Here is a 26,023-nt window from a genome sequence, read left to right as displayed (position 1 = left end):
CCACTGACGCGTCTAGGACGGCATGGACCTGGAAAAGCGGCCCCCGCTCGACGAGCGCGCGCCCGAGCCCGAGCAGCGGCTCACCGCACCTCAACCGCAGGCCGACGGCTGTCTCGCCGTGGCGATCCGCATTCCGGTGCGGATCGTGGTGCTCGTGCTCGTCGTCCCGGTGCGCCTGGTGTGGGACGCCCTCGCCGTGTGCGGCCGCTTTCTGTACTTCAGGGCCCTGCGGCCCGTGGGGCGCGCGTTCGCCTGGGTGGGGCGGACGCTGATCATGACGCCGCTGATGTGGCTGCTCAAGGCGGTGTTCGTGTGGCCATGGGTGGCGCTGTGGCGTTATGTGGCCGTGCCGGTCGGCAAGGGACTGGCGTGGCTGGGGCGCGTGCTGATCGTGATCCCCGCCACCTGGCTGTACGCATCCGTCCTCACGCCGCTCGGCCACGGCATCGCCTGGCTGGCGCAGGGCACCACCTTCGCCGCGATGTGGCTGCTCAAGGCGGTGTTCGTATGGCCGTGGGTGGGGCTGTGGCGTTATGTGGCCGTCCCCGCCGGCAAGGGCCTCGCATGGCTCGGTCGCATGCTGATCGTGATCCCCGCCGGCTGGCTGTACGCGTCCGCGCTCACGCCGCTCGGCCACGGCATCGCCTGGATGTGCAGGGCCATCGGGCACGGCACGGTCTGGCTGGGACGGACGCTCGTCGTGATCCCCGCCGTATGGCTGTACGCGTCCGTCCTGACGCCGGTCGGGCACGCGATCGCCTGGCTGGCCAGGGGAATCGGCGCGGGCATCTCCTGGACGGCGCGGGGGATCGGCTCCGGGGCCATGTGGCTGCTGCGGGGGATCGGGACGGTGCTCGCCACCCTGGGGCGCTGGATCTTCGTCGTGCCCGCCGTCGCCCTGTGGCGCTGGGTCCTCGCTCCCGTCGGGCGGGCCATCGCGGTCGTCGCGCACGAGATCGGTGCCGCGCTCGGACACGCCTGGCGCATCGCCGGGTACGTCTCGCTCGCCGTGGGCCGCTTCCTGGGCAGGCTCCTGCGGTGGCTCTTCGTCGACCCGGTGCGCTGGGTGTACCGCGCGGTCCTCACTCCTGTGGGGCACGCGGTACGTGACGGGATCTGGCGCCCGGCGGCCCGGGCGGTCAAGGAGGCGGGGCGCGCCACCCGGCAGGCCCTGGCCGCCGCCCGCCAGAGCGTGCGGGACGCCCGTGCCGACGTACGGCGCATGCTGTTCGGCGCGCCGAAGGAGCGGGTCCCCGTGGCGGCGGCCCCGAGGGAGCCCGCGCCGGTGCCGGTGGCCCGGCGGGAACCTGACACGGCGGGGACACGTACTCTAGGTAGCAGTACGACCGCACTCACGAAGGACTAGAACACTGGGCAAGCGACAGCCCGAAGGCCCGCCGCCCGCTCCCGCGGTGCAGCGCATCCGACTGCGCTACACCAAGCGCGGCCGCCTCCGGTTCACCAGCCACCGTGACTTCCAGCGCGCCTTCGAGCGGGCGCTGCGCCGCGCCGAGGTACCCATGGCGTACTCGGCGGGCTTCACGCCGCACCCGAAGGTGTCGTACGCCAATGCCGCACCCACCGGCACGGGCAGCGAGGCCGAGTACCTGGAGATCGCGCTCACCGAGGCGCGTGACCCCGACAAACTGCGCGAGCTGCTTAACGAGTCGATGCCCACCGGCCTCGACATCGTGGACGCCGTCGAGGCCCGTACGTCAGGGCTCGCCGACCGGCTCACCGCGTCCATCTGGGAGCTGCGCCTGAACGGCGTGGAGCCTGCGGACGCGGAGCGCGCCGCCGAGGCCTTCCGGGCCGCGGAGGTGGTCGAGGTCCAGCGCCGCGCGAAGAACGGCATGCGGACCTTCGACGCCCGCGCGGCCGTCGTGAGTCTTGAGACGCTCGCTCCCGGCGAGGCGCTCAGCCACGACGCTGATAGGCCGACCGACCAGCCCTGTGCGATACTGCGGCTGGTTGTTCGGCACTTGACACCTGCCGTGCGACCCGACGACGTCCTGTCCGGTCTCCGAGTTGTGGCCGACCTGGCGCCGCCGGTCCCCGCAGCGGTGACCAGGCTGGCGCAGGGGCTTCTTGACGACGAGACCGGCACGGTGACCGACCCGCTCGCGCCCGACCGCGAGGCAGCCACGCCCCCGTCTGAGAATGACGGGGCCGCCGCAGCCGCCGCGAAGACGCCGGCGCAGGAAGGTCCCGCGTAGGGACTGATGTCGTAGCGCCGCCCTGGTACTCGGGAGCCACCTGGGTCGGGCAGCGCACTGACCGAGACTTTCGCCAGGCCGTCCGCATTTGGGCGTACGGAACCGGCGAGACAGACACATAGAGCTCCCGTGCGGCGCCCACGCCCCCGGATGGCGGCCCCGCGTAGCTGAGCGAGGGCCGCGGACATCACCGGACCAGGCGCGGCGCCCGGGAGCGTGACGGGAGAACCGCCCGCATGCATGAGCCGAACGAACCCACCGAGGGCTCGGACAACAACACACCCAGCGACACCTTGCCGCCGCGCCGCAGGCGCCGTGCGGCGTCGCGCCCCGCGGGCCCGCCCGTGGGGGCCACCGAGGGCAGCGAGGGCACAGCGCCGGCCATACCGGCCACCCCCGCCGCCGAGCCCGCAGCGGCCGTGGCCCCGGAGCCCGCAGCGGCCGAGGAAGCCGCTCCCGCGCCGCGCCGCCGCCGTGCCACCCGCCGTGCCTCGGCTCCGGCCGGTGCGCCGCAGGGTGCCGAGACGCCCGCCGAGGCGCCGGCCGCCGAGCCCGCCCCGGCCGAGGCCGAGCCCGAAGAGACCGCTCCCGCGCCGCGCCGCCGCCGTGCCACCCGCCGCGCCTCCGCGCCCGCCGGTGCGCCGCAGGCCGCCGAGGCCGCCCCCGAGACGCCGGTGGTCGCCGAGCCCGCCGTGCAGGAGCCCGCCGCCGAAGCCGCGCCCGAGGCGCAGCCGGAGTCCGGCGATGCCGCTCCGCGCCGTGCCCGCCGCCGCGCGACCCGTGGCTCGTCCGCGCCCGCCGCCGAGACGCAGGCCGCCGAGCAGGCCCCCGCCGCCGAGCCGAAGGCGGACACCGCGCCTGCCGCGGCCAAGCAGACCCCCGAAGCGGAACCCGCCGAAGAGGACGCGCCCACCGGCCGCCGTCCCCGCCGTGCCACCCGCAAGGCCGCCGCCGGATTCTCGGCGCCCGCCCCGACGCGGGCCCGCAAGGCGCGCGGCGGTGACTCCGACGAGGACTCCGGGCGCAAGCCGCGCCCCGCCGTCGCCGTCTTCCAGGCGCCGGTGTTCGCCGCGCCGATGTTCCAGACTCCGGAGAGCGCTGCCGCCGCTGCCGCGGCCGAAGCGGCCGACGAGCCCGCCGAAGAGGTCGAGGCCGAGGTCGAGCCCGTGGCCGCCACCCCCGTGGTGGAGGAGGAGACGGGCCCGCGCCGGCGCCGTCGCCGCGGCCGTGCCTCCGACGAGCAGCCCGCCGCCGAGCGTGAGCCGGCCAAGGCCGCTCCGCAGCCCGCCGAGGCAGAGGTCCCCGAAGCCGAGGAGGCCGAGGACACCGCCGAGGACGTCGACAGCAACGACAGCCGCGACAGCCACGACACAGACGAGTCGGACGACTCCGGTGAGCGTCACGGCCGCCGTCGCCGTCGTGGTGGCCGTCGCCGCCGCCGTGGTGAGTCCGCCGACGACTCCGGTGACCAGCAGGACTCCGACAACGAGTCCGACACGGACGCCGCCGCAGAGCGGGGCCAGTCCGCCGACGCGGCCGAGCAGGGCGACGAGGACGCCGACGACAACGGCTCGGGCTCCGGCTCGAGCAGCAGCCGTCGCCGTCGTCGCCGCCGCCGTCGCGCCGGTGACTCCGGTGAGGCCGAGAGCACCGTGGACGGCGACCCGGAGCGTACGGTCGTCAAGGTCCGTGAGCCGCGCAAGAAGGAAGAGCGCGAGCTCGGCACCGGCGTCGACGAGGTCACGTCCATCAAGGGCTCGACCCGCCTGGAGGCCAAGAAGCAGCGCCGCCGCGAGGGCCGCGAGCAGGGCCGCCGCCGCGTCCCGATCATCACCGAGGCCGAGTTCCTGGCCCGCCGCGAGGCCGTCGAGCGCGTGATGGTCGTCCGCCAGAACGGCGAGCGCACCCAGATCGGCGTCCTCGAGGACAACGTGCTCGTCGAGCACTACGTCAACAAGGAGCAGGCCACCTCGTACGTCGGCAACGTCTACCTGGGCAAGGTCCAGAACGTGCTGCCGTCCATGGAGGCCGCCTTCATCGACATCGGCAAGGGCCGCAACGCGGTCCTGTACGCCGGTGAGGTCAACTTCGAGGCGCTCGGGATGGCCAACGGCCCCCGCCGCATCGAGTCGGCCCTCAAGTCAGGACAGTCGGTCCTCGTGCAGGTCACGAAGGACCCGATCGGCCACAAGGGCGCCCGCCTCACCAGCCAGGTCTCGCTGCCCGGCCGCTACCTGGTCTACGTGCCCGAGGGCTCGATGACCGGCATCAGCCGCAAGCTGCCCGACACCGAGCGCGCGCGTCTGAAGACCATCCTCAAGAAGATCGTCCCCGAGGACGCGGGCGTCATCGTGCGCACCGCCGCCGAGGGCGCGAGCGAGGACGAGCTGCGCCGTGACGTCGAGCGTCTGCAGCAGCAGTGGGAAGAGATCCAGAAGAAGGCGAAGAACGGCGGCGCCGCGCCGACGCTGCTCTACGGCGAGCCGGACATGACCGTCCGTGTCGTCCGCGACATCTTCAACGAGGACTTCTCGAAGGTCATCGTCAGCGGCGAGGACGCCTGGGAGACCATCCACGGATACGTCTCGCACGTCGCCCCCGACCTGGCCGACCGCCTCCAGCGCTGGACCTCCGAGGTCGACGTCTTCGCGACGTACCGCATCGACGAGCAGCTGATGAAGGCCCTGGACCGCAAGGTCTGGCTGCCCAGCGGCGGCTCGCTGGTGATCGACAAGACCGAGGCGATGATCGTCGTCGACGTCAACACCGGGAAGTTCACCGGCCAGGGCGGCAACCTCGAAGAGACCGTCACGAAGAACAACCTGGAGGCGGCCGAGGAGATCGTGCGTCAGCTGCGGCTGCGTGACCTCGGCGGCATCGTCGTCATCGACTTCATCGACATGGTCCTGGAGCAGAACCGGGACCTGGTGCTGCGGCGCCTCCTGGAGTGCCTGGGCCGCGACCGTACGAAGCACCAGGTCGCCGAGGTCACCTCGCTGGGTCTCGTGCAGATGACCCGCAAGCGCGTCGGCCAGGGCCTCCTGGAGTCCTTCTCCGAGACCTGCGTCCACTGCAACGGCCGCGGTGTCATCGTGCACATGGAGCAGCCGACCTCCGCCGGTGGCGGCGGCAAGCGCAAGAAGCGCGGTCGCGGCGGCTCGGAGCAGGGCCAGGAGCACACGCACGAGCACGACCACGAGGCGCTCGACATCACGGACGAGGTCGAGACCGAGTTCGAGACCGAGGCCGAGGTCGCCGCGGAGGCGGCCGCCCCGGTGGCGCTTCCCGAGCCCGAGTTCGTGCCGGACGAGGAGCTGTACAGCAGCGCCTCCGAGGCCGAGGCCGCGGCGTCCCGCGGTGGCCGTTCGCGCCGCAGGGCGACCCGTCGGGCCTCGGCTCCGGCCGGCGCCCCCAAGGCGGAGCCGGCTCCCAAGGAGGAGGCCGCGCCCAAGGCGGAGAAGCGGGGCAGGTCCCGCTCTGCCAGGGCCGAGGCTCCTGAGGTCGAGGCCCCGGTGGCCGAGGCCCCGGTCGTCGAGACCCCCGCCGCCGCCGAGGACCCGGTCGTCGAGGTGGCCCACGAGGCGCCCGCGGACGACGCGGCCCCCAAGGGGCGCACGCGCCGTCGTGCGACCCGCAAGGCGACGTCGCCCGCCGGCTCGCCGAAGACGGACCGGACCGCCGAGCCGGAAGCCGCCGAGATGATCGTCGCCGAGACGCCCAAGGCGGAGCCCGTCGCAGAGCCGGTCGCTGCCGAGCCGGTGGCCTCCTCCGACACAGCCGACGCAGCCCCGGCCCGTCCGCGCCGCCGTGCGGTCCGCAAGGCGACCGCGCCGACCGCGTCGGAGGATGCGGCCGTCCTGGTCGTCCCGTCGGCCGAGAAGGCCGCTCAGGCCCCTGAGAAGGCCGACGCGGACGCCGAGGCTCCCGCCGAGGAAGCCGCTCCGGCCAAGAAGACGGCGCGTAAGACCGCCGTCAAGAAGGCGCCCGCGAAGAAGGCGGCCGCCAAGAAGACCGCGGCCAAGAAGACGGCCGCAAAGAAGACGACGGCCAAGAAGGCGTCGAAGACGACGAAGAAGACCGCCGCGGCGGAGCAGGCACCGGCCGGTGTCAAGGCTTCCGCGGCCGAAGAGGGCTGACCTCCTTCTTTGTAGTCCGTACATATGACCGGATGCCCCCGGCATGGTGATTTCTCCATGCCGGGGGCATCCGGCGGTTGGAACGCGGTGAAGTACCTGTAAAACTCATGCGGTTGGTGAAGGAGCACACGGGCGTGGTGTCTGGGGAGACGCCCCGTTCGTGTCAGGGAGGGGATGGACGATGGCGCACGGTCGCCTGAGAGGCACGGGTCGTCACCGTGCCGCAAAAGAGATCAAGGGCGGCCGGCAGGCCGTCGCGCTGGCCACGGTCCTGTCGGCGGCGGGCATCCAGTCCGTGAGCGCCGTGGGGACGGCGGCGGCCGACGGGGAGCCGCCCCTGGTGGAGGCGCCGATCTTCAACGATCCGCTGGGCACTCCCGAGCAGCAGTACGCGATCCGGACGCGGCTCATCGAGCTGACGAACGCCGCGGTGCCCGGCTCGACCATCAAGGTCGCCGTCTACCACGTGTGGGAGGCCTCGGTCGTCGACGCGCTCGTGCAGGCCAAGCAGCGCGGTGTGCACGTACAGATGGTCCTGGACGAGACCAGCAGGAGTGACCGCCCGACGAACACCTCGTACAGCAGGCTCGCGGCGGAGCTGGGTACCGACAAGAGCAAGTCGTCCTTCGTGACGCTCTGCCCGACGGGCAAGTCCTGCCTGGGCGACCCCAGGTACGGCAAGTCGATCATGCACAACAAGTTCTGGCTGTTCTCGCAGGTCGAGGGCGCCAGGGATGTCGTCGTGCAGACCACGTCGAACTCGACGCCCTCCGCGCACACGAAGTTCTACAACGACGCGCTGCAGCTCCCGAACAACCCGACGATGTACCAGGCGTACGCCGACTACTTCGCGGACATGACGCGCAAGGACTGGCGGAACTGGGACTACCGCACGGTGAGCGACGGCCTCTACAAGGCGTACTTCTTCCCGCGCTCCGGCACGGTCAACGAGACCGACACCATGTACTCGGTCCTGAACAACGTGCAGTGCAACTACAGGGACGCGGCCGGGGTGGCCCGGCACACGAACGTCCGCGCCTCGATCTTCAAGATCACCCGGAAGCAGATCGCCGACAAGCTCGTCTCGCTCAAGAAGGCGGGCTGCACGGTCAGCATCGTCTACGCCGAGACCGACAGCGCCAAGAGCCAGGGCGGCACCCCCGGCACCTGGGAGGCGCTGCACAAGCCCGGCGGCCCGACCCTGCGCTGCTTCAACGACGACCGGGACCCGCTGCACCCCGGCACCAAGCTCGTGACGCCCTACATCATCCACTCGAAGTACCTGCTCATCGACGGCATGTACGACGGGAAGCCGAACAAGATCTCCTTCACCGGGTCGCAGAACTACACGGCGCCCGCGCTGCGCGAGAACGACGAGGCGATCGTGAAGGTCGACGACGACTCGGTGCACGACGCGTACCGCGGTCACTTCGACCGGATGCGGACCATCGCCTGGCCGGGCAAGGCCGACAGCACCGATCTGTGCAAGGGCGTCAAGCCGCTGCCGCCGGACGGTGAGAAGCCGGTTTGACCCTTGTGGCCCAGCCCCGTAATCTTGAGCGTCGGCGTGTCAATAGACACGCTCAACCCCTGTAAACCTAATTTCCTTCCGGCGCCTGGCGCCCGGGAGAGGCCGACCGTGCAAACGGCCGGCTGGACTGCGGGGGTCCCGTTCCGAGCGAGAGAGAGTTCCGCGTGTACGCCATCGTGCGCAGCGGTGGTCGCCAGCACAAGGTTGCTGTCGACGACATCGTTGAGGTTGACAAGATTCCCACCGCCAAGGTTGGCGACACGGTCGAGCTCTCGACCCTGCTCGTTGTCGACGGCGAAGCCGTCACCAGCGACCCGTGGGTGCTTGCCGGCATCAAGGTCACGGCCGAGGTCGTGGACCACCACAAGGGCGTCAAGATCGACATCCTTCGGTACAAGAACAAGACCGGCTACCGCCGTCGCCAGGGTCACCGCCAGCAGTACACGGCGATCAAGGTCACCGGTATCCCCACGGCTGCGAAGTAAGGGACTGAGACATGGCACACAAGAAGGGCGCATCGTCCACTCGGAACGGGCGCGACTCCAATGCTCAGCGGCTCGGCGTGAAGCGCTTCGGCGGTCAGACCGTCAACGCCGGTGAGATCCTGGTCCGCCAGCGTGGCACCCACTTCCACCCCGGCTCGAGCGTCGGCCGTGGCAAGGACGACACGCTGTTCGCGCTGGCTGCCGGTGCGGTCGAGTTCGGCACCCACCGCGGCCGCAAGGTCGTGAACATCGTTCCGGTCGCCTGAATCAGGCTTCCGTAGAACAGGTTCTTCGCGAGGGCGGACCTCACTTCCCTGTCGGGAAGCGGGTCCGCCCTTCGCGTGTTACACCTAGGGGCATTTCGCCCCTGACATCCCGTAAGTTTCTGGAGGCACATCCCATGACCACCTTCGTGGACCGCGTCGAGCTGCACGTCGCCGCGGGTGCCGGAGGCCACGGCTGTGCCTCCGTCCACCGTGAGAAGTTCAAGCCGCTCGGCGGCCCCGACGGCGGCAACGGCGGCCGTGGCGGTGACGTGATCCTGGTGGTCGACCAGTCGGTCACGACGCTGCTCGACTACCACCACTCCCCGCACCGCAAGGCCACCAACGGCGCCCCCGGCGCCGGTGACAACCGCTCCGGCAAGGACGGCCAGGACCTCGTCCTGCCCGTGCCGGACGGCACCGTCATCCTCGACAAGCAGGGCAACGTCCTCGCCGACCTCGTCGGCCAGGGCACGACCTACGTCGCCTCGCAGGGCGGCCGTGGCGGCCTCGGCAACGCGGCGCTCGCCTCGGCCCGCCGCAAGGCGCCCGGCTTCGCGCTGCTCGGTGAGCCGGGCGATGCCGGCGACGTCGTCCTGGAGCTCAAGACCGTCGCGGACGTCGCGCTCGTCGGCTACCCGAGTGCGGGCAAGTCCTCGCTGATCTCGGTTCTCAGCGCCGCCAAGCCGAAGATCGCGGACTACCCCTTCACGACGCTCGTCCCCAACCTCGGTGTGGTGACGGCCGGTTCGACCGTCTACACCATCGCCGACGTGCCCGGTCTGATCCCGGGCGCGAGCCAGGGCAAGGGCCTCGGCCTGGAGTTCCTGCGGCACGTCGAGCGCTGCAGCGTCCTGGTGCACGTCCTGGACACGGCGACGCTGGAGTCCGACCGCGACCCCGTCTCCGACCTCGACATCATCGAGGACGAGCTGCGGGAGTACGGCGCGGGCCTGGAGAACCGTCCGCGCGTCGTCGTCCTCAACAAGATCGACGTACCGGACGGACAGGACCTCGCGGACCTCGTCCGGCCCGACCTGGAGGCCCGCGGCTACCGCGTCTTCGAGGTGTCGGCCGTGGCGCACAAGGGCCTCAAGGAGCTGTCCTTCGCGCTCGCCGAGGTAGTGGGCGCCGCGCGTGCCGCGAAGCCGAAGGAAGAGGCGACCCGCGTCGTCATCCGTCCCAAGGCCGTGGACGACGCGGGCTTCACCGTCAAGCTCGGCGACGACGGCATCTACCGCGTGCGCGGCGAGAAGCCGGAGCGCTGGGTCCGTCAGACGGACTTCAACAACGACGAGGCCGTCGGCTACCTCGCGGACCGTCTCAACCGCCTCGGCGTCGAGGACGCGCTCATGAAGGCGGGCGCGGGCAGCGGCGACGGCGTCGCCATCGGCCCCGAGGAGAACGCGGTCGTCTTCGACTGGGAGCCCTCGGTGATGGCCGGTGCGGAGATGCTGGGCCGCCGCGGCGAGGACCACCGCCTGGAGGAGCCCCGTCCCGCGGCTCAGCGTCGCCGGGAGCGGGACAGCGAGCGGGACGAGGCGGAGAAGGCGTACGACGACTTCGAGCCGTTCTAGGCGGGGGCGCCCAGAGCAGTGCAGTACTGAGAAGGCCCCCGGAGCTTCGGCTCCGGGGGCCTTCTCTTGTTCGTACGCCGTGCGGGTGCGTGGGGCTTGTCGCGCAGTTCCCCGCGCCCCTTACGGGGCTTTATGCAGTGACCGAGTCCTCTGCGCCGTTCTGTTCGGCCGGGTCGGACTCCATTTCTTCTGCCGCGTCCTCGGCCGCGCGCTGGCCGGGGATTTCCGCGTCGATGCGGGTGGCCATGCGGATGCGGCGTTCGTCGGCCTTGGCCGAGAGCGCGAGGGCCGCCGCGTTGAAGCGGACCAGCGAGGGCGGGTCCGAGGGGCCCAGGAGGTGCTCCTTGAGGGCCGCGCGGGCCTCGGCGTGGGTGTCCTTCTCCGGGGAGCGGACGGCCTCCAGGAGGGCCGGGACGCCGTCGGCGGTCGGGGAGAGGATCGTAGCCGCGCTCACCGTCGGGAAGCCCGCGCGGAAGTCCGCCTCGGACATGCCGGACGTGTTGGCGACCGCGTACGGCTTCTCGCTCGTCAGCCAGTCGGAGACGACCGAGGAGACGTCGCTGATCAGCAGGTCCGCCTGGTTGAAGCAGGAGAAGATCGCGGGGCGCGCGGTGGTGATGATCTGGTGCTCCCACTCGGGGAACGACGCCCAGTACGCGGCCTCCCAGGCCGCCGTCGCCTCGGCGACGGCCGTCTGCTGGTCGCCGTCCGGCGTGCCCTGGAGCATCATGCGCTCCATCTCGTCCACGCTCTTGCGGAACGCCGTCGAGGTCAGCTGGTCCAGCTCGGCGGTGCGGCGCGACAGTTCGGCCAGGGCATCCTGGCCGGGACGCTCGCCCGAACGCTTGACGGCGGCCTCGCGGATCATCGTCTTGATGCGCTCGTTGGCGGCGCCCGCGCGCGGGTCCTGCGAACCGGTCATCGGGTGCGGCTTGTAGATGAGCCGGACGCCGGGGTCGGCGAGGAGGTGCCGGACGATGTTCTCGCCCGCGAGGGTCACCGACGTGTTGCCGGGGTTGCCGTCCCAGCCCTCCCAGGTGGGGGCGTACAGCACGGTCGTGAACGGGCCCGTGGGGGCGCCCGTGGACCGCAGGATCGGGGACAGCTGGGGGCGGCCGACCTCGACCACGTCCTTGTCGTCCACGCCGACGTCGGCGGCCTGGTAGCGGTCGCGCGCCGCGGGGCCCGCCACCCACACCTCGTCGTACGCCTTCGCGTACGGGTTGCAGGAGGACAGCTTGTCGCTCTCGCCGTGGTTGATGAAGGCGTGCTTGATCGTCGGGATGCGCAGGACCTGCGAGGTCTTCGCGGCGTTCGCCGGGTGCAGCATCATCTTCAGCGTCGAGGTCTCCAGGGAGAACATCGTCGCGACCTTCGGGAAGCAGATGATCGGGACGTCCGTCGCGTCGATCTTCTGCACCATGAACCGCTCACGCAGCACGATCAGCGGCTTGCCGTCGAGCTTGGAGAGCGTGGAGAGCCACATGTTCGCCTGGTACGCGGACGTGGCGCCGCCGGAGAAGTACATGGCGACGGACGGCTGGTACTCGGCCAGCCAGTTGTCCAGCCACTCCATGACCTTCTCGTCGTTCTTCGCACGCTTCTTGGGCAGCAGCCACGTGGCGAGGTAGATCGCGCCGAGGCCCATCAGGGCGATGGAGATGCCGAGGCCGATGCCGCCCCAGTACGCGTCCGTGGTGCCCGCGGTGGCCATCAGGCCTGCCGTGGCGGGGATCGAGAACGTGAGCAGGCGGTGGGCCTGGCGGCGCGAGAGGATCCGCGGCGGGGCCTTGGTCAGGTGCAGCGCGGACGTGTCGATGTTGCGCGTGACGATCGGCAGCTGGCGGCGGCGGCGCACCAGTATGGCGGTGGCCTGGCAGCCGAAGTGCAGGAAGTAGAAGGCAAGCAGCGAGATGGTCAGCGGCGACTGCTCGGCGAGCGGCTCGATGCCGTCGATGCGCAGCAGGCCGACCAGGATCAGCATGTCGCGCAGGAGCTGCCTGACGGTGACATCGAACCGGATCTTGCCAAGGAGGGAGAGGAGCCCCGGCTGCTTGTACTGCAGATAGACGTCGAGCGCGAGGTTCGCCGCCGATGCGGCGATGAACACCGGTACGTACGGGACCAGCGCGCTGACGAGCTGGGCCGTGAAGAGCGCGAACATCGCGAACAGCGCGGTGAGCTGCACGATGCGGCGGGGTGCGAGTCCGGCAGAGGGCACGGGCTTGGGCTCCTGGCGGGGGATCGGATGGGGGTGATGGGGGGAAGGCAGGGAAGTCGACCACTGACCGTATGACGTGCGGTGGTCCTGTAGCAATCTTCCGTGACGACAATCACCGGATAAAGGGGCAAAGGTACTGAACCATCGGGCGAGGAATCACCTCGGGGGAGTCTTCGGTCCGTCCCTCGAAATGGATGGGCGGACCACGTGCTCACTCGCGTAGATTGCTGGTCCGGCAGGGATCCGGCAGGGATCGGGATCTTCGGGATCATTGGGGAAGCACGTGGCTGGGGCAAGGCAGGGCATCGCAGAGGCCCACAGGATCGTCGTCAAGGTCGGGTCCTCGTCCCTGACCACCGCGTCCGGGGGCCTGGACGCGGACCGCGTCGACGCCCTCGTCGACGTGCTGGCCAAGAGCCGCAGCGGCGGCGAGCGCGAGGTCGTGCTCGTCTCGTCCGGTGCCATCGCCGCCGGGCTCTCGCCGCTGGGCCTGCGCAGGCGCCCCAAGGACCTGGCGAGGCAGCAGGCGGCCGCCAGCGTCGGCCAGGGGCTTCTGGTGGCCCGCTACACCGCTTCCTTCGCGCGCTACGGCGTACGCGTCGGGCAGGTGCTCCTGACCTCCGACGACATGGCACGGCGTGCCCACCACCGCAACGCCTCCCGCACCCTCGACCAGCTCCTGGCGATGGGCGCGCTGCCCGTCGTGAACGAGAACGACACGGTGGCGACGGACGAGATCCGCTTCGGTGACAACGACCGGCTGGCCGCCCTCGTCGCCCACCTCGTCCACGCCGACCTCCTCGTCCTGCTCTCCGACGTGGACGGCCTCTACGACGGCGACCCGGCCAAGCCCGGCACCTCCCGGATCTCCGAGGTGACGGGCCCCGCCGACATAGCGCACGTCCAGATCGGCAGCGCGGGCAAGGCGGGCGTCGGCACCGGCGGCATGGTCACCAAGGTCGAGGCCGCGCGGATCGCCGCGGCGGCCGGGATCCCGGTGGTCCTGACCTCCGCGAGCCAGGCCGCCGACGCCCTCGCGGGCCGCGACACCGGCACGTACTTCCACCGCACGGGCCGCCGCACCGGCGACCGGCTCCTCTGGCTCCAGCACGCCTCCGAGCCGCAAGGCGCGCTCACGCTCGACGAAGGGGCGGTGCGCGCGGTCGTCGAGGGGCGCAAATCGCTGCTGCCCGCCGGCATCGCGGCGGTCGAGGGCGACTTCGCCGCGGGCGACCCGGTCGAGCTGCGGGACACCGCGGGGCGGGCCGTGGCGCGCGGTCTGGTGAACTTCGACGCCAAGGAGCTCCCGCAGCTCCTCGGCCGTTCCACGCGGGATCTCGCGCGGGAGCTCGGACCGGCGTACGAACGGGAAGTGGTGCACCGGGACGACCTGGCGCTGCTGCACGACTAGCTCCGCGCGCCCCGGCCGAAAACAGCCGCGAACGCCGTGCGACGACCGGCCCCTGCGAGGTGAAACTCCCCAAAACCGCCCCGCGGAGGCGCTTGGCCTGCTCAACTTTGTTCCAGACACTTCCGCACGACCATTGCGTATCCGCACCACCATTGCGTAGAGGAGGCCGTCGTGAGACGAGTGCGCCCGGGGGCTCCGTCCCGCGCGCCGGCCGAGCGGTCCCTGACCAGCGTTGCCGCGGGGGCGACGTACACCGGTGACACGCAAGCGGCGGGCGAGACGGACGAGAGTCAGGAGGGCGAGACGGTGGACGCGCCCCGTCTGTGGCACGTCACCCTGAGTGTCTCGGGGAGCGAAGCCCCGCTGAAAGAGGTCAGGCGTGGCCTCGAACAGCTCGCTCACGACCACCCCTTTCTGCTGACCAGCAGGTATGCGCCCGACCACGCGGAGATCCGGTACTGGGAAGAGGCCCGCGACCTGCACGACGCGGCCGCCGTCGCGCTCCGGCTCTGGGGCGAGCACCGGCAGAGCGCGCAGCTCCCGCCCTGGGAGATCGTGGGGCTCGAGGTCATCGACCGCGACACGTACCACCAGCGCATCGCGGAGGGGTACGGTCCGCTCCCGGCGACCCCGGTGGGCGTGCACCCTTTTTGAGCCGTCGTGAGCACGGTGGTCTCGGCTGCTGAAACAGCGGGTGGACCCCGGCCGCCGCCTATTACGCTGCGGGCATGACGTCCCTCACCCCTCCGTTCTCGGGCCTGCCGTACGACAACCTCTCGCCCGTCGCCCAGGCCGCCTACCGCGCCCGTGGCGCCGCCGCGACGCTCGCGCCGCTGCCGCGTGCCGCCAAGGATGACGCGCTCCTGGCGATCGCCGACGCCCTTGAGGTGCGCACCGCCGAGATCATCGAGGCGAACGGCAAGGACACCGCCCGTGCCCGCGAGGCGGGGACGAGCGAGTCCATCGTCGACCGTCTGACGCTCACCCCGGAGCGGGTCCGCGCCATCGCCGCCGACGTGCGCGAGGTGGCGGGCCTGCCCGACCCCGTCGGCGAGGTCGTCCGCGGCTCGACCCTGCCGAACGGCATCGACCTGCGCCAGGTCCGCGTCCCGCTGGGCGTCGTCGGGATCATCTATGAAGCCCGCCCGAACGTCACCGTGGACGCCGCCGCCCTCTGCCTGAAGTCCGGCAACGCGGTCCTCCTGCGGGGCTCGTCGTCGGCGTACGAATCGAACACCGCGCTCGCCCGGGTCCTTCGCGACGCCGTCCACGGGGCCGGCCTGCCCGCCGACGCCGTCCAGCTCGTGCCGGGCGAGAACCGCGACTCCGTACGCGAGCTGATGCGCGCCCGCGGCCTCGTCGACGTCCTCATCCCGCGCGGCGGCGCCTCGCTGATCAAGACCGTCGTCGAGGAGTCCACCGTCCCGGTCATCGAGACCGGCACCGGCAACTGCCACGTCTACGTGGACGCCGAGGCCGACATCGACATGGCCGTCGACATCCTCATCAACTCCAAGGCCCAGCGCCCCAGCGTCTGCAACGCCGCCGAGACGCTCCTGGTGCACGCGGACATCGCCGACGCCTTCCTGCCGCGCGCCCTGGACGCCCTCGCCGAGGCCGGGGTCACCGTGCACGCCGACGAGCGGGTCATCGGGTACGTAGAGGGCACAGGCGGGTCCAAGGCCACCGTCGTGCCCGCGACCACGGAGGACTGGGAGACCGAGTACCTGTCGTACGACATCGCGGCGGGCATCGTCGACTCCCTGGAGCAGGCCGTCGAGCACATCCGCCTGTGGACCTCCGGTCACACCGAGGCGATCGTCACCACCTCGCAGCGTGCAGCGCGCCGCTTCACCCAGCTCGTGGATTCCACCACGGTAGCCGTGAACGCCTCCACGCGCTTCACGGACGGCAGCCAGTTCGGCTTCGGCGCCGAGATCGGCATCTCCACGCAGAAGCTGCACGCCCGGGGCCCGATGGGGCTTCCCGAGCTGACGTCGACGAAGTACATCGTCACCGGCGACGGCCACACCCGCTGAGGCCGCGGAGTCGGAGAGCGGCGGCCTAATTCCCTTACCGTCTGCCCAGATTGCCCCTTCCGGGGCTACGCTGGAAGGGTGCCGGAGGACGTGGGGGGCACGCCGTCGTTTCCGGACGGCTGGGAGCCCGACGACGACCACGACCGCGGGGGTGCGGACGAAGAGTTCGCCTCCGTGGTCTTCGACGAGGCCTTCGTCAAGGCCGCCGAGATACATGAACCCAGCGCGGTGGAGCGGCTGTTGGCCGCCGCCCAGGCGCGGGCCGAGGCCTCCGAGGCCGAGAGCCGCCGGGCCCGCACCCGGGGCTCGGGCCGTGACGCGGCGGACGACGACTTCTACGACGAGGGCTTCGGCCCGGACGGCGGCGAGTTCGGCCACGACGCGGACCTCGACGACGTGTACGACCGGGAGTTCACCGAGGACGGGTACGGCCGGCAGGGCTATGGCGGCCGCAACCGCTGGCACCGCCCGGTCGCCTGGATGCTCGCCCTACTGATGGGCATCGGCATGGTGGCGCTCGCCTTCACCGCCGTCTACCGCGGTGCGTCGACGGGCCGCCAGGACCCTTCCCCGCCGCCGGCGTCCACGGAGCCGTCCGCGTCCGCCGAGTACGGCCCGCCGCCGGTGTCCGCGACGCCCCGCACCCCGTGAGAAGTTGTCAGAACTTGTCGCGTACCAGGGCGTTTACCTGACCGCGCGGAGACCTACCCTGAAGGTATGGGCGGGCCAGGAGAACCACCTGAGGGGACACCCGAGGGTGCTCCCGCCGGTGGTGAGGACGAGTACCGATCCGTCGTGTTCGACGAGTCGTTCGTCCGCGCCGCGCGGCTCCAGGAGTATTCCGCGCAGGAGCGCATGAGTGACCACACCCATGCGGTGCGCCGCCGTCCGGCGCGCCACCGGCATCTGTCCAAACAGGCCGTGATCCTCGTCGTGCTGATCGCCGTCGCCTTCGGCACCGCGATCTACATGGGCGTACGCCACCCGTACCAGGACCCGGTCGCCCAGCGCCCCGAGCCGCTGCGGATGACGGTCATCCCGCTCGCCCCGCCGGAACCCGTGCCCGGCGCCGAGAAGGCGGCCGAGCTGTACGAGCACAGTCCGGCCGCGCAGTTCCGGGTGGGCGCTTCGGGCATCAGCCTCCCCGCCGCGCACCGGACCTCGCACTTCTCGGACGGTCAGGTGATGACCGCGCTGACCACCGCCAAGGACTACCTCGTCGAGTCGTCGCTCGACCCGGACGTCCTCACCGGCGGTGCTGTGCGTTCCACGAGGATTCTGCTCGATCCGCGGCAGCTCGACCAGTTCGACGAGAGCTTCGCCCACCCGGCGGCCGACGGGCGGCACGCGCCCACCGGCTGGCTGGTGCGGTTCGACCCGACGAGGACGGCCCTCGCCTCGCCCGGCATCCGCGTCCACGGCACGCTGCACGCCACCGAGACGGACAAGAACACCCTTGAGGTGTCCTCGGACCACACCTTCGTCTACGCGCTGCGGCCGGCCGGCAAGGGCGAGCACGTCAAGGCCTCGCTGTTCACCGTCCGCCGCGAGCTGCAGTTCCGCTTCGACCGCGACGACCTGCGGATGCGCCAGGCCGAGCTGCTCGTCTCGTACACGCAGGCAGGCCCGCTCGCCTGCTCCGCCGACGCCGCCAACCAGCTGCGGCCGCTGCTCGCCGGACAGAAGGCGAAGGCGGGCGGCCCCGCGGGCACCGACCCGTACGCGACGGGCGATGCCACGGCGCTCTGTGGCTCGCTCTCGGCGGCCGCCCAGCCTTCGCTCTGATCCTGCGGGTCCTGCGGGTCCTGCGGGTCCTGCGGGTCCTGCGGGTCCTGCGGGTCCCAGGGGCCCTGACCGGCTTCGGGGGTTACCCGGCCTCGTCGGTCGGCGGGTCGTCGTTCCGGCCGCCGCCCTGCTTCCCGCCCTGTCCGCCCTGCTGACCGCCCTGCCCGGTGAACTTTCCGCGCAGCTTGCCGCCCAGGTCGCCCGCGCCGCCCGCGATGTCGGTGACCAGCTTCATCAGCGGGTCCTTGCTGTTGCGGACGTCGTCCGTGTAGCTGGAGGCCGACTGGCGGAAGGAGTCCGACACCGAGGTGTCCTTGTCCTCGTCGCGGCGGGGGTAGTGGCCATCCATGATCCGCTGGTAGTCGCGGGTCTCGGCCCACTTCTTCAGCTCGGCCGCGCGCACGGTGGTGAAGGGGTGCGTACGCGGCAGGACGTTCAGGATCTTCAGGACCGAGTCGCGCAGGTCGCCCCCGGCCTCGTACTCCTTGGCCTGCTCCAGGAACGCGTCCACGTTCATCTCGTGCAGGTGGTTGCCGCCCGCGATCTTCATCAGGCCGCGCATCGACGCCTTGAGGTCCTGGCCCACCAGGAGCCCCGCCCGGTCCGCCGACAGCTCGGACTTGCGGAACCACTCGCGCAGGGCGGTCACGATCGCCATGATCGCCACGTTGCCGAGGGGGATCCAGGCGACCTTGAGCGCGAGGTTGGTGAGGAAGAGCAATATCGTCCGGTACACCGAATGGCCGGAGAGGGCGTGGCCCACCTCGTGACCGACGACCGCGCGCATCTCCTCCTCGTCGAGCAGCTCGACGAGACCCGTGGTCACCACGATGATCGGCTCGTCCAGGCCGATGCACATCGCGTTCGGGTTCGGGTCCTGGTTCACATACATCGGCGGGACCTTCTCCAGGTCCAGGATGTAACAGGCGTCGCGCAGCATGGTGTTGAGGTGCGCGAACTGTGCGTCGGAGACCCGTACGGAGTCCGAGAGGAACAGGAGACGCAGGCTCCGCTCGGGGAGCAGCCCGCTGAGTGCCTTGAAGACGGTGTCGAAGCCGCTGAGCCTGCGCAGGGCCACCAGGGCCGAGCGGTCGGCCGGGTGTTCGTACGCCCGTGACGAGATGCCGGGGAAGCGCCTGCGCTGCCTGCCCGGCACGTTCTCGTGGCCACCGCCCTGCCGGCCGTGGTCGTTGTCGTCGGTCATTGCCCCATCCCCCATGCTCGTCCAGTCATGCCCCCGAGGTGGGCCCCAGCCTAGGCGGAGATACCGTGACAGGGCAGCACAGCGAATGGAGTCGCCCGTCATGCCCGTCATGGAGCACAGCGCCGCAGCCCACCACTGGGTCACGGAGGCGGCCGCGCTGGCCGCGAAGGAGCAGGGGGCGGGCAATCTGCTCCGCGTCGTGCTGATCGTCATGGTCGTCGGCTGCGTGCTCGTGGCGTGGTTCCTGCTGCGCGGTTACCGCCAGGGTGCGGACGCCGAGCGCGGGAGCGGCGACGCCGAGAGCACCGGCAAGGCTGCCGAGCCGGATGCCGCGCCGGATGCGGCGCCGAATGCCGAGCCGGATGCCGCGCCCCGTGAAGGCCGTGCCGGTGAGGGCGACGAGAACGACCGCGCGGACCGCAACAGCTGAGTCGACGTGAGCTCTGCCGGTGCCCCCGCATACGATGGCCCGGAAGTCTTTGTCCCGCCCACCTCCGGATAGGTCCTGCCGACGATGAGCCTCCACAGCACCGCCTCCCAGCTGGTCACTCTCGCCTCCGAGGGTGAGCACGGCGGCAGGCACGAAAGCCTCAGCCCTCTCATCACCGGTGGTGGCGCGTTCGTCGTGCTGCTGCTGCTCCTGTGGATCACCACCCGCTTCAACCGCGACCGCTGACCGGTCTCACGGAACGGACGGCTGAAACAGAGCCCGTCGACCGGGCCGGTAGGGTCTGCACGCATGGGAGAGCAGGACATGCCTACCGGTCCCGGTACCGGCCCGGCCAGCAAGGGGAAACGCCGCCTGGGCGTCATGGGCGGAACGTTTGACCCGATCCACCACGGACACCTCGTGGCGGCCCAGGAGGTCGCCGCGCAGTTCCACCTCGACGAGGTGGTGTTCGTGCCGACCGGGCAGCCCTGGCAGAAGAGCGACAAGGTGGTGTCCCCGGCCGAGGACCGTTATCTGATGACGGTCATCGCGACGGCCGAGAACCCGCAGTTCTCGGTGAGCCGCATCGACATCGACCGCGGCGGACCGACCTACACGACGGACACGCTGCGCGATCTGCGCACGCTCAATCCCGACACCGACCTCTTCTTCATCACGGGCGCCGACGCCCTCGGCCAGATCCTCACCTGGCGCTACACCGAAGAGCTGTTCTCCCTGGCGCACTTCATCGGGGTCACCCGGCCCGGCCATACGCTGGCCGACCCGGGCCTGCCGGAGGGTGGCGTCTCGCTGGTGGAGGTCCCGGCCCTCGCCATCTCGTCCACGGACTGCCGTGCGCGGGTCGCGAAGGGGGACCCCGTCTGGTACCTGGTGCCGGACGGTGTGGTGCGTTATATCGACAAGCGAGAGCTGTACCGCGGCGATTGAGCCGAGAGGGGCACCGGTGAACGACCGACAGTACGACCCGTATGCGGGCGGCGACCCGTATGCGGGCGAGTACGCGGCTGATCAGTACCAGGTCGTCGGGTACGACGAGTATGGACAGCCGGTGTACCAGCAGGTGCAGCCCTCGGCTTCGTACGACCAGTACGGGGTTCAGGCCCAGCAGCAAGCGCAGCAGCAGCAACAACAGCAGCAACAACAGCAGCAGCCGCAGGGCTACGGGTACGACCCGTACGCGACGGGGCAGCAGGCTCCTGTCCCGGCGTACGACCCCTCGTACGACACCGGCTCGTACGGCTCCGGTTCCTACGACTCCGCTTCGTACGGGACGTACGACCAGCAGCAAGCCCACCAGCAGCCTCAGCAGGCCCACCAGCAGCCCCAGCAGCAGGCAGCCCAGGCCCAGCAGACGCAGACCGGCTGGATCCCGCAGCAGTCGCGGCAGCCGGAACCGGAACCCGAGGCGGAGCCCGAGCTCCGGCGCCCGCAGGAGCGCGAGCGCGATCCCGCGTACGAGACCCAGCAGTTCTCCTTCATCGAGGAGCCGGACGAAGAGTCCGAAGACGTCATCGACTGGCTGAAGTTCACCGAGAGCCGCACCGAGCGGCGCGAGGAGGCCAAGCGGCGCGGGCGTTCGAGGGTCGTCGCCCTCGTCGTGGTGCTCGCGCTCGTGATCGCGGGCGGCGTCGGCTACCTCTGGTACGCGGGCAAGCTGCCGGGCCTCTCGGACGACGCGTCCGGCGGCGGCGACGCGGCGGCCGGCCCGCAGAACCGCGACGTGATCGTCGTCCACCTGCACAACACCAAGGGCGGCGGCACGTCCACCGCGCTCCTGGTGAACAACACCACCACCAAGCGCGGCGCCACCGTCCTGCTGCCCAACTCCCTCTCCGTGACGGACGACGAGGGCGCGGGGACGACGCTCGGCAAGTCGGTCGACGACGACGGTTCGACCGGTACCCGCGAGTCGATCGACAGCCTGCTCGGCACGCAGGTCGAGGGCACCTGGCGCCTCGACACCCCCTACCTGAACAACCTCGTCGAGCTGGTCGGCAACATCGACATCGACACGGACGCCAATGTTCCGGACCCCAAGGCCAAGAAGGGCGAGGCGCCACTCGTCAAGAAGGGCGAGCAGCAGACCCTGAGCGGCCCGATGGCCGTCGCGTACGCCACCTACCGCGCGACCGGCGAGTCCGAGACGGCCCAGCTGGCCCGGTTCGGGCAGGTCATGCAGGGCGTCCTGCGGAAGCTGTCGTCCGACCCGCAGGCCGCGACGACCACCGTGCAGTCGCTGGCCCAGATCCTGGACCCGTCCCTCAAGGAGAAGGACCTCGGCGCCTTCCTCGCCAAGCTCGCCGACCGTGCGAAGGGCGGCGACTACGCCACGCAGCTCCTCCCGGTGCAGCAGGACGGGACGCTGTCGGAGAAGGCCGGCGCGAGCGTGGTCAAGAACGTCCTGGGCGGCGCGGTCAAGAACCCGGACAAGGACGCGGCCGTACGGGTCGGAGTCAAGAACGCGTCCGGCAGCAAGGGCGCCGGGCAGGAAGCGCGCATCTCGCTGGTCAACGGCGGCTACACCTTCGTGGACGGCGGCGCGGGCTCCGGAGCCCAGGCCGCATCGCAGGTCACGTACGCCGACGCGGACAAGAAGACGCAGGCCACCGAGGTCGCCAAGACCCTCGGCCTGCCGGCCGGCGCGGTCCGCAAGGGCAAGACCGCACCGAACGCGGATGTGTCGGTCGTCCTCGGCCAGGACTACAAGGCGGGCTGACGCGCGGGCCCCGGCCGGGAGCCTTTCCGGCCGGGGTGACGCAGCAGACAGGGTGATCGAGCGATCGCCGGGGGTGGTGTCGGCGGTCCGTGAGACCCTTGGGGTGTCTTGACCACCTGAAGGAAAGCTCAACTGTGACCGCCACGGACCGCTCCATCGAGCTCATCAAGGTCGCCGCGCAATCGGCCGCCGACAAGCTCGCGCACGACATCATCGCGTACGACGTCAGTGACGTGCTGTCGATCACCGACGCCTTCCTGCTCGCCTCCGCGCCCAACGACCGCCAGGTCAAGTCGATCGTCGACGAGATCGAGGAGCGGCTCAGCAAGGAGCTCGGCGTCAAGCCGGTGCGCCGCGAGGGCGACCGCGAAGCCCGCTGGGTCCTCCTGGACTACGTGGACATCGTGGTGCACGTCCAGCACAGCGAGGAGCGTGTCTTCTACGCCCTCGAGCGCCTGTGGAAGGACTGCCCCGAGATCGAGCTGCCCGCGGACGCCGTCGCGACCCGCGGCAAGGCCGCCGAGCACGCCGAGCAGCGCGCCGCGGAGGAGGCAGCCGACCTGGACGGTGAGCTTCGGTGACCAGCCCCGGCTGCCGGATCATCCTGTGGCGGCACGGCCAGACGGCCTGGAACCTGGAACGCCGCTTCCAGGGCTCCACGGACATCGAGCTGACCGACACGGGTGTCGCGCAGGCCAGGCGCGCCGCCCGGCTGCTCGCCTCGCTGAAGCCGGACGCCATCGTGGCGTCCGACCTCAAGCGGGCGGCGGCCACCGCGAACGAACTCGCGACCCTCACCGGCCTGCCCGTCCAGCACGAGCAGGGTCTCCAGGAGACATACGCCGGTGAGTGGCAGGGCCTGACGCACGACGAGATCATCGCGCGCTTCGGCGACCAGTACGCCGCGTGGAAGCGCGGCGAACCGGTGCGCCGGGGCGGCGGCGAGCTCGAGACCGAGGTCGCCGACCGGGCCGCGCCGATCGTGCTGCGCCATGCCGAGAAGCTGCCGGAGAACGGCACGCTCGTGGTGGTCAGCCACGGCGGCACGATCCGCACGACCATCGGCCGTCTCCTCGGCCTGGAGTCGTACCACTGGGAGGGCCTCGGCGGGCTCTCCAACTGCTGCTGGTCCGTGCTCGGCCAGGGCGCGCGGGGCTGGCGCCTGCTCGAGCACAACGCCGGCACCCTGCCGGAGCCGGTGCTCGGCGACGACGATTAGCCCTGCACCGGGACGGGTGCGAGAGCGGTGCCAGAGCCGCTGGTGGGAGGGCCCGGAAGGGCCCGTCACCCGGATTTCACATTCCGGCCCGGCGCAGGCTAAAGTTCTTCTTGTTCGCCCGCCGAGCGGGACCGAACATCATGCGGCTCCGCCGCATGGCACACGGGGCTATAGCTCAGTTGGTAGAGCGCCTGCATGGCATGCAGGAGGTCAGGAGTTCAATTCTCCTTAGCTCCACAATCCGGATCCCGTCCTCATCAGAGGGCGGGATCCTTCCGTTTCCGCCGGTCTGAGCGCACGGAGCTCGGCGGCGCGCAGACGGCTCTCCTCGTCGTCCGGGGTATACGCGACGATCCGGCACTCCGGCATGCCGTTGATGGACAGCGAGACCGACGTCATCCGCAGCTCGCCGACCGCCTCGTGCCGGAACGTCTTCACGCGCGGCCCCGGCGGCGCCACGACGCCGCTCTCCCACAGCTCGGCGAAGTGCGCGCTGGCGGCGGACAGGCGGCCTATGAACTCCTCCCAGGCGGGCTCGCCCACATGCCGTCCGTACGAACCGCGCAGCGTGGCCACCATCACCGGCAGCTCCTCGTCGCGGAAGACCAGCGGGCAGACCGGGTCCGGCGCGATGAACAGCGTCCACAACACGTTCGGCACCCCGAAGGCCTCCAGCTGCGGGACGAAGAACAGGTCCCGGTAGGCGGGGTTGGTGGCGAGGATGTCGTACCGCTCGTTGTAGACCACCGCCGGGTGCGGGTCGAGCGCGTCGATAATGCCCTGGATCTCCGGGCCGACGGCCGCGGGGGACGCGGTCCTGCGGTCCGGCTCGTACGGCACCTCGGCCAGGTGGTACAGGTGCTCGCGCTCCGCCTTGTCGAGACGGAGCGTGCGCGCCACGGCGTCCAGGACCTGAGCCGAGGCGTTGATCGGACGGCCCTGCTCCAGCCACGTGTACCAGGTGACGCCGACTCCGGAGAGCTGGGCGACCTCCTCGCGGCGCAGGCCGGGCGTGCGGCGGCGCAGGCCCGGCGGCATGCCTACGTCGGCCGGTGTCACCCTGGCCCTGCGGCCGCGCAGGAAGGCGGCGAGCTCCGGCCGCCGTCGCTGAGTCGTCCCCATCGTCGTCACATCCCCCATCGTCGGCCCTCGCCCCGAGCCTTGCCAGGTGCTGCCAGTACCAGCATCAGCGGGCTCTCGTTACCCGTACCAACTCGCCGCCACGCTCGGTGTCATGACAACCACCACCCCGTCCACCGCGGCGGATCCCGCCGGTTCGAGTCCCACAACCAGTAAAGCCCCCGGCACTGACAATCGCCCCGGGCGGCTGCTCGCCGTCGTCATCGCCGCGCAGTTCATGGCGCTGCTGGACGTCTTCATCGTCAATGTCGCCGCGCCGACCATCCGCACCGAACTGCACGCGTCGGGCGCCGGGTTGCAGTTGGTGATCGCCGGTTACACCATCACGTACGCCGTGCTCCTGATCACCGGTGCGCGGCTCGGTGACCGCCTCGGGCACCGTCGCGTCTACCTCATGGGCCTCGCGGTGTTCACCGTCGCCTCGCTCGCCTGCGGACTCAGCCAGGGCACGGGCGAGTTGATCGCCTTCCGGCTGTTGCAGGGCGCGGGTTCGGCGCTGCTCATCCCGCAGGTGCTCAGCCTGATCCAGCGCAACTTCACCGGCGAGGAGCGCACGAAGGCGCTCGGCGCGTACGCGGCCGTGCTCGCCGTCGGTGCCGCCGCGGGGCAGGTGCTCGGCGGGGTCCTGGTCAGCGCCGACCTCTTCGGCACGGGATGGCGTCCGGTGTTCCTGGTGAACGTGCCGGTGGGCGTGGTCCTGCTGATCATGGCGCGGCGCGTGCTGCCGCGTGACGCCGGGAAGCCGGGAGCCGGGCGTGGGCTCGATCTGCCGGGGCTCGTCCTGCTCGGTGCCGCTGTGTCGCTGCTCACCGTGCCGCTGGTGCTCGGCCAGCAGGAGGACTGGCCGCTGTGGTCCTGGCTCTCGCTGGCTTCCGCCGCGGTGTTCTTCGCCGTCTTCTGCGCGTACGAGTCCCGGCTCGCCCGCGGCGGCGGTGCCCCGCTCATCGCGCCGAGGGTCCTGCGCATCCCCGGCATGGGCCTCGCGGTCTTCCGGATCGCCGCGGTGATGGGGGTCAACGCGGGCTTCCTGTTCGTGCTCACGCTGCACATCCAGGGCGGACTCGGCTACAGCGCGCTGCGGGCCGGTCTGACGTTCGCGCCGACCGCGGTGGTCTTCGGCGTGGTCGGCCTGACGTGGCGCCGCTGGCCCGCGGCGCTCCAACGGGCGCTGATCCCCGGTGGGTTCGCGCTCACCGCCGTCGCGTCGGCCTGCGTGGGCCTGCTGCTCCGGGACGGCGGAGAAGGCGGACCGTGGCTGTATGTGGCCTTCGTGGCCATCGGTGCGGGTCTCTCCCTGGGGTTCAGCCCGACCCTCACCCGGGCGCTCTCCACGGTGCGTCCCGAGGACGCGGCGGACGCCAGCGGCCTCCTGTCGACGGTCGCTCAGCTCGGCCAGCTGATCGGCGTCGCCTGTTATGGCGCACTTTTTCTCAACCGGCTTGAGTCACAAGGGGCTCCGGGGGCGTATTCATCCGCAGACGCCCTTCTGGTGTGCACATACGCCCTGGCCGGGGCGGCCGCACTGGGCGCCGTGTCCGGACTGGTACGAGTGCGTCGCTGACCGGGTCGCTCAGGCCGTGGCAGAATCGGACAGCCGGAAGGGGACCGCACCAGACCACCGAATGTGAC

General features: G+C 71.0%; 22 protein-coding genes and 1 tRNA gene. 20 read left to right on the top strand and 3 right to left on the bottom strand.

Going from position 1 to position 26,023, the window contains the following annotated elements; translation table 11 throughout:
- Window positions 1–22 precede the first annotated feature (22 nt).
- From AB0E78_RS04790 to obgE, 7 genes are all read left to right on the top strand, one after another.
- Window positions 23–1,366, top strand: a complete 1,344-nt coding sequence (locus AB0E78_RS04790) for a hypothetical protein (RefSeq protein WP_361828243.1) — start codon at window positions 23–25, stop codon at window positions 1,364–1,366.
- Between the two features lie 46 nt (window positions 1,367–1,412).
- Window positions 1,413–2,216, top strand: a complete 804-nt coding sequence (locus AB0E78_RS04785) for a TIGR03936 family radical SAM-associated protein (protein WP_361828241.1) — start codon at window positions 1,413–1,415, stop codon at window positions 2,214–2,216.
- 236 nt (window positions 2,217–2,452) lie between these two features.
- Entirely contained in the window at window positions 2,453–6,352 is a 3,900-nt protein-coding gene (locus AB0E78_RS04780; protein ID WP_361828238.1) for an Rne/Rng family ribonuclease, read from the top strand.
- Window positions 6,353–6,533: 181 nt separating this feature from the next.
- Window positions 6,534–7,883 carry a phospholipase D-like domain-containing protein gene (locus tag AB0E78_RS04775; protein WP_361828235.1) on the top strand — a complete coding sequence of 450 codons (1,350 nt, stop codon included), beginning with the start codon at window positions 6,534–6,536 and terminating at the stop codon, window positions 7,881–7,883.
- 164 nt (window positions 7,884–8,047) lie between these two features.
- Window positions 8,048–8,368, top strand: coding sequence for a 50S ribosomal protein L21 (gene rplU / locus AB0E78_RS04770; RefSeq protein ID WP_361828232.1), 321 nt, complete (start codon window positions 8,048–8,050; stop codon window positions 8,366–8,368).
- 11 nt (window positions 8,369–8,379) lie between these two features.
- Window positions 8,380–8,634: a 50S ribosomal protein L27 gene (gene rpmA, locus AB0E78_RS04765; protein ID WP_160505003.1), complete on the top strand. Its 255-nt coding sequence runs from the start codon at window positions 8,380–8,382 to the stop codon at window positions 8,632–8,634.
- A gap of 134 nt (window positions 8,635–8,768) precedes the next feature.
- The gene (gene obgE / locus AB0E78_RS04760; protein ID WP_361828229.1) at window positions 8,769–10,208 is read left to right on the top strand and encodes a GTPase ObgE; all 1,440 of its coding nucleotides are present in this window, start codon (window positions 8,769–8,771) and stop codon (window positions 10,206–10,208) included.
- A gap of 130 nt (window positions 10,209–10,338) precedes the next feature.
- On the opposite strand, the gene AB0E78_RS04755 is transcribed toward obgE, so the two are convergent.
- Window positions 10,339–12,429 (bottom strand): hypothetical protein, encoded by a 2,091-nt coding sequence (locus AB0E78_RS04755; protein ID WP_361828226.1) that lies wholly within the window; start codon window positions 12,427–12,429, stop codon window positions 10,339–10,341.
- Window positions 12,430–12,712: 283 nt separating this feature from the next.
- Here AB0E78_RS04755 and proB point away from each other — a divergent pair, with 283 nt between their 5' ends.
- The 5 genes from proB to AB0E78_RS04730 all read left to right on the top strand — a co-directional run bounded on the left by proB (window position 12,713) and on the right by AB0E78_RS04730 (window position 17,664).
- Window positions 12,713–13,840 carry a glutamate 5-kinase gene (proB, locus tag AB0E78_RS04750; protein ID WP_361828223.1) on the top strand — a complete coding sequence of 376 codons (1,128 nt, stop codon included), beginning with the start codon at window positions 12,713–12,715 and terminating at the stop codon, window positions 13,838–13,840.
- 171 nt (window positions 13,841–14,011) lie between these two features.
- Window positions 14,012–14,494, top strand: coding sequence for a hypothetical protein (locus AB0E78_RS04745; protein ID WP_361828221.1), 483 nt, complete (start codon window positions 14,012–14,014; stop codon window positions 14,492–14,494).
- A gap of 74 nt (window positions 14,495–14,568) precedes the next feature.
- Entirely contained in the window at window positions 14,569–15,879 is a 1,311-nt protein-coding gene (locus AB0E78_RS04740; RefSeq protein ID WP_361828218.1) for a glutamate-5-semialdehyde dehydrogenase, read from the top strand.
- A 78-nt stretch (window positions 15,880–15,957) separates the two neighbouring features.
- On the top strand, window positions 15,958–16,530 hold the full coding sequence (locus AB0E78_RS04735) for a hypothetical protein (protein ID WP_361828215.1): 573 nt from the start codon (window positions 15,958–15,960) through the stop codon (window positions 16,528–16,530).
- Window positions 16,531–16,596: 66 nt separating this feature from the next.
- The gene (locus tag AB0E78_RS04730) at window positions 16,597–17,664 is read left to right on the top strand and encodes a hypothetical protein (protein ID WP_361828212.1); all 1,068 of its coding nucleotides are present in this window, start codon (window positions 16,597–16,599) and stop codon (window positions 17,662–17,664) included.
- 82 nt (window positions 17,665–17,746) lie between these two features.
- Here the strand turns inward: AB0E78_RS04730 and AB0E78_RS04725 are convergent, their stop codons facing one another.
- Window positions 17,747–18,868, bottom strand: coding sequence for a M48 family metallopeptidase (locus AB0E78_RS04725; protein WP_361828209.1), 1,122 nt, complete (start codon window positions 18,866–18,868; stop codon window positions 17,747–17,749).
- A 100-nt stretch (window positions 18,869–18,968) separates the two neighbouring features.
- Between AB0E78_RS04725 and AB0E78_RS04720 the strand changes: the two genes are divergently transcribed.
- The 7 genes from AB0E78_RS04720 (at window position 18,969) to AB0E78_RS04690 (ending at window position 23,491) form a co-directional block, all read left to right on the top strand.
- Window positions 18,969–19,298 (top strand): hypothetical protein, encoded by a 330-nt coding sequence (locus AB0E78_RS04720; RefSeq protein WP_361828574.1) that lies wholly within the window; start codon window positions 18,969–18,971, stop codon window positions 19,296–19,298.
- 84 nt (window positions 19,299–19,382) lie between these two features.
- Window positions 19,383–19,544: a hypothetical protein gene (locus AB0E78_RS04715; protein ID WP_361828207.1), complete on the top strand. Its 162-nt coding sequence runs from the start codon at window positions 19,383–19,385 to the stop codon at window positions 19,542–19,544.
- 63 nt (window positions 19,545–19,607) lie between these two features.
- Window positions 19,608–20,246, top strand: a complete 639-nt coding sequence (gene nadD / locus AB0E78_RS04710) for a nicotinate-nucleotide adenylyltransferase (RefSeq protein WP_266867029.1) — start codon at window positions 19,608–19,610, stop codon at window positions 20,244–20,246.
- Between the two features lie 16 nt (window positions 20,247–20,262).
- Window positions 20,263–22,035 (top strand): LCP family protein, encoded by a 1,773-nt coding sequence (locus AB0E78_RS04705; RefSeq protein ID WP_361828203.1) that lies wholly within the window; start codon window positions 20,263–20,265, stop codon window positions 22,033–22,035.
- Window positions 22,036–22,169: 134 nt separating this feature from the next.
- Entirely contained in the window at window positions 22,170–22,616 is a 447-nt protein-coding gene (gene rsfS, locus AB0E78_RS04700; protein ID WP_361828200.1) for a ribosome silencing factor, read from the top strand.
- Window positions 22,613–23,254: a histidine phosphatase family protein gene (locus AB0E78_RS04695; RefSeq protein ID WP_361828197.1), complete on the top strand. Its 642-nt coding sequence runs from the start codon at window positions 22,613–22,615 to the stop codon at window positions 23,252–23,254. The genes rsfS and AB0E78_RS04695 overlap by 4 nt, the downstream gene beginning before the upstream one ends.
- A gap of 164 nt (window positions 23,255–23,418) precedes the next feature.
- A tRNA-Ala gene (locus tag AB0E78_RS04690) sits at window positions 23,419–23,491 on the top strand.
- Here AB0E78_RS04690 and AB0E78_RS04685 read toward each other — a convergent pair.
- Entirely contained in the window at window positions 23,483–24,376 is an 894-nt protein-coding gene (locus AB0E78_RS04685) for a helix-turn-helix transcriptional regulator (RefSeq protein ID WP_361828194.1), read from the bottom strand. The two genes, AB0E78_RS04690 and AB0E78_RS04685, sit on opposite strands and share 9 nt — an antisense overlap.
- Window positions 24,377–24,488: 112 nt before the next feature.
- Between AB0E78_RS04685 and AB0E78_RS04680 the strand changes: the two genes are divergently transcribed.
- Complete coding sequence (locus tag AB0E78_RS04680; RefSeq protein ID WP_361828192.1) at window positions 24,489–25,955, top strand: MFS transporter; 1,467 nt, start codon at window positions 24,489–24,491, stop codon at window positions 25,953–25,955.
- Window positions 25,956–26,023: the final 68 nt, after the last annotated feature.

It is taken from the genome of Streptomyces sp. NPDC032198 (genome assembly GCF_040636975.1).
In the GTDB taxonomy this organism is placed as follows: domain Bacteria; phylum Actinomycetota; class Actinomycetes; order Streptomycetales; family Streptomycetaceae; genus Streptomyces.
Note: the sequence above shows the minus strand (reverse complement) of the source record. Positions and strands in the feature narration are given on the sequence as shown.

Bases quoted from the DNA above. Each gene is read 5' to 3' on its own strand.
- AB0E78_RS04790 (WP_361828243.1), top strand. From the start codon at position 23: ATGGACCTGGAAAAGCGGCCCCCGCTCGACGAGCGCGCGCCCGAGCCC.
- AB0E78_RS04780 (WP_361828238.1), top strand. From the start codon at position 2,453: ATGCATGAGCCGAACGAACCCACCGAGGGCTCGGACAACAACACACCC.
- AB0E78_RS04775 (WP_361828235.1), top strand. From the start codon at position 6,534: ATGGCGCACGGTCGCCTGAGAGGCACGGGTCGTCACCGTGCCGCAAAA.
- rpmA (WP_160505003.1), top strand. From the start codon at position 8,380: ATGGCACACAAGAAGGGCGCATCGTCCACTCGGAACGGGCGCGACTCC.
- obgE (WP_361828229.1), top strand. From the start codon at position 8,769: ATGACCACCTTCGTGGACCGCGTCGAGCTGCACGTCGCCGCGGGTGCC.
- AB0E78_RS04740 (WP_361828218.1), top strand. From the start codon at position 14,569: ATGACGTCCCTCACCCCTCCGTTCTCGGGCCTGCCGTACGACAACCTC.
- AB0E78_RS04730 (WP_361828212.1), top strand. From the start codon at position 16,597: ATGGGCGGGCCAGGAGAACCACCTGAGGGGACACCCGAGGGTGCTCCC.
- AB0E78_RS04725 (WP_361828209.1), bottom strand. From the start codon at position 18,868: ATGACCGACGACAACGACCACGGCCGGCAGGGCGGTGGCCACGAGAAC.
- AB0E78_RS04720 (WP_361828574.1), top strand. From the start codon at position 18,969: ATGCCCGTCATGGAGCACAGCGCCGCAGCCCACCACTGGGTCACGGAG.
- AB0E78_RS04715 (WP_361828207.1), top strand. From the start codon at position 19,383: ATGAGCCTCCACAGCACCGCCTCCCAGCTGGTCACTCTCGCCTCCGAG.
- nadD (WP_266867029.1), top strand. From the start codon at position 19,608: ATGGGAGAGCAGGACATGCCTACCGGTCCCGGTACCGGCCCGGCCAGC.
- AB0E78_RS04685 (WP_361828194.1), bottom strand. From the start codon at position 24,376: ATGGGGACGACTCAGCGACGGCGGCCGGAGCTCGCCGCCTTCCTGCGC.
- AB0E78_RS04680 (WP_361828192.1), top strand. From the start codon at position 24,489: ATGACAACCACCACCCCGTCCACCGCGGCGGATCCCGCCGGTTCGAGT.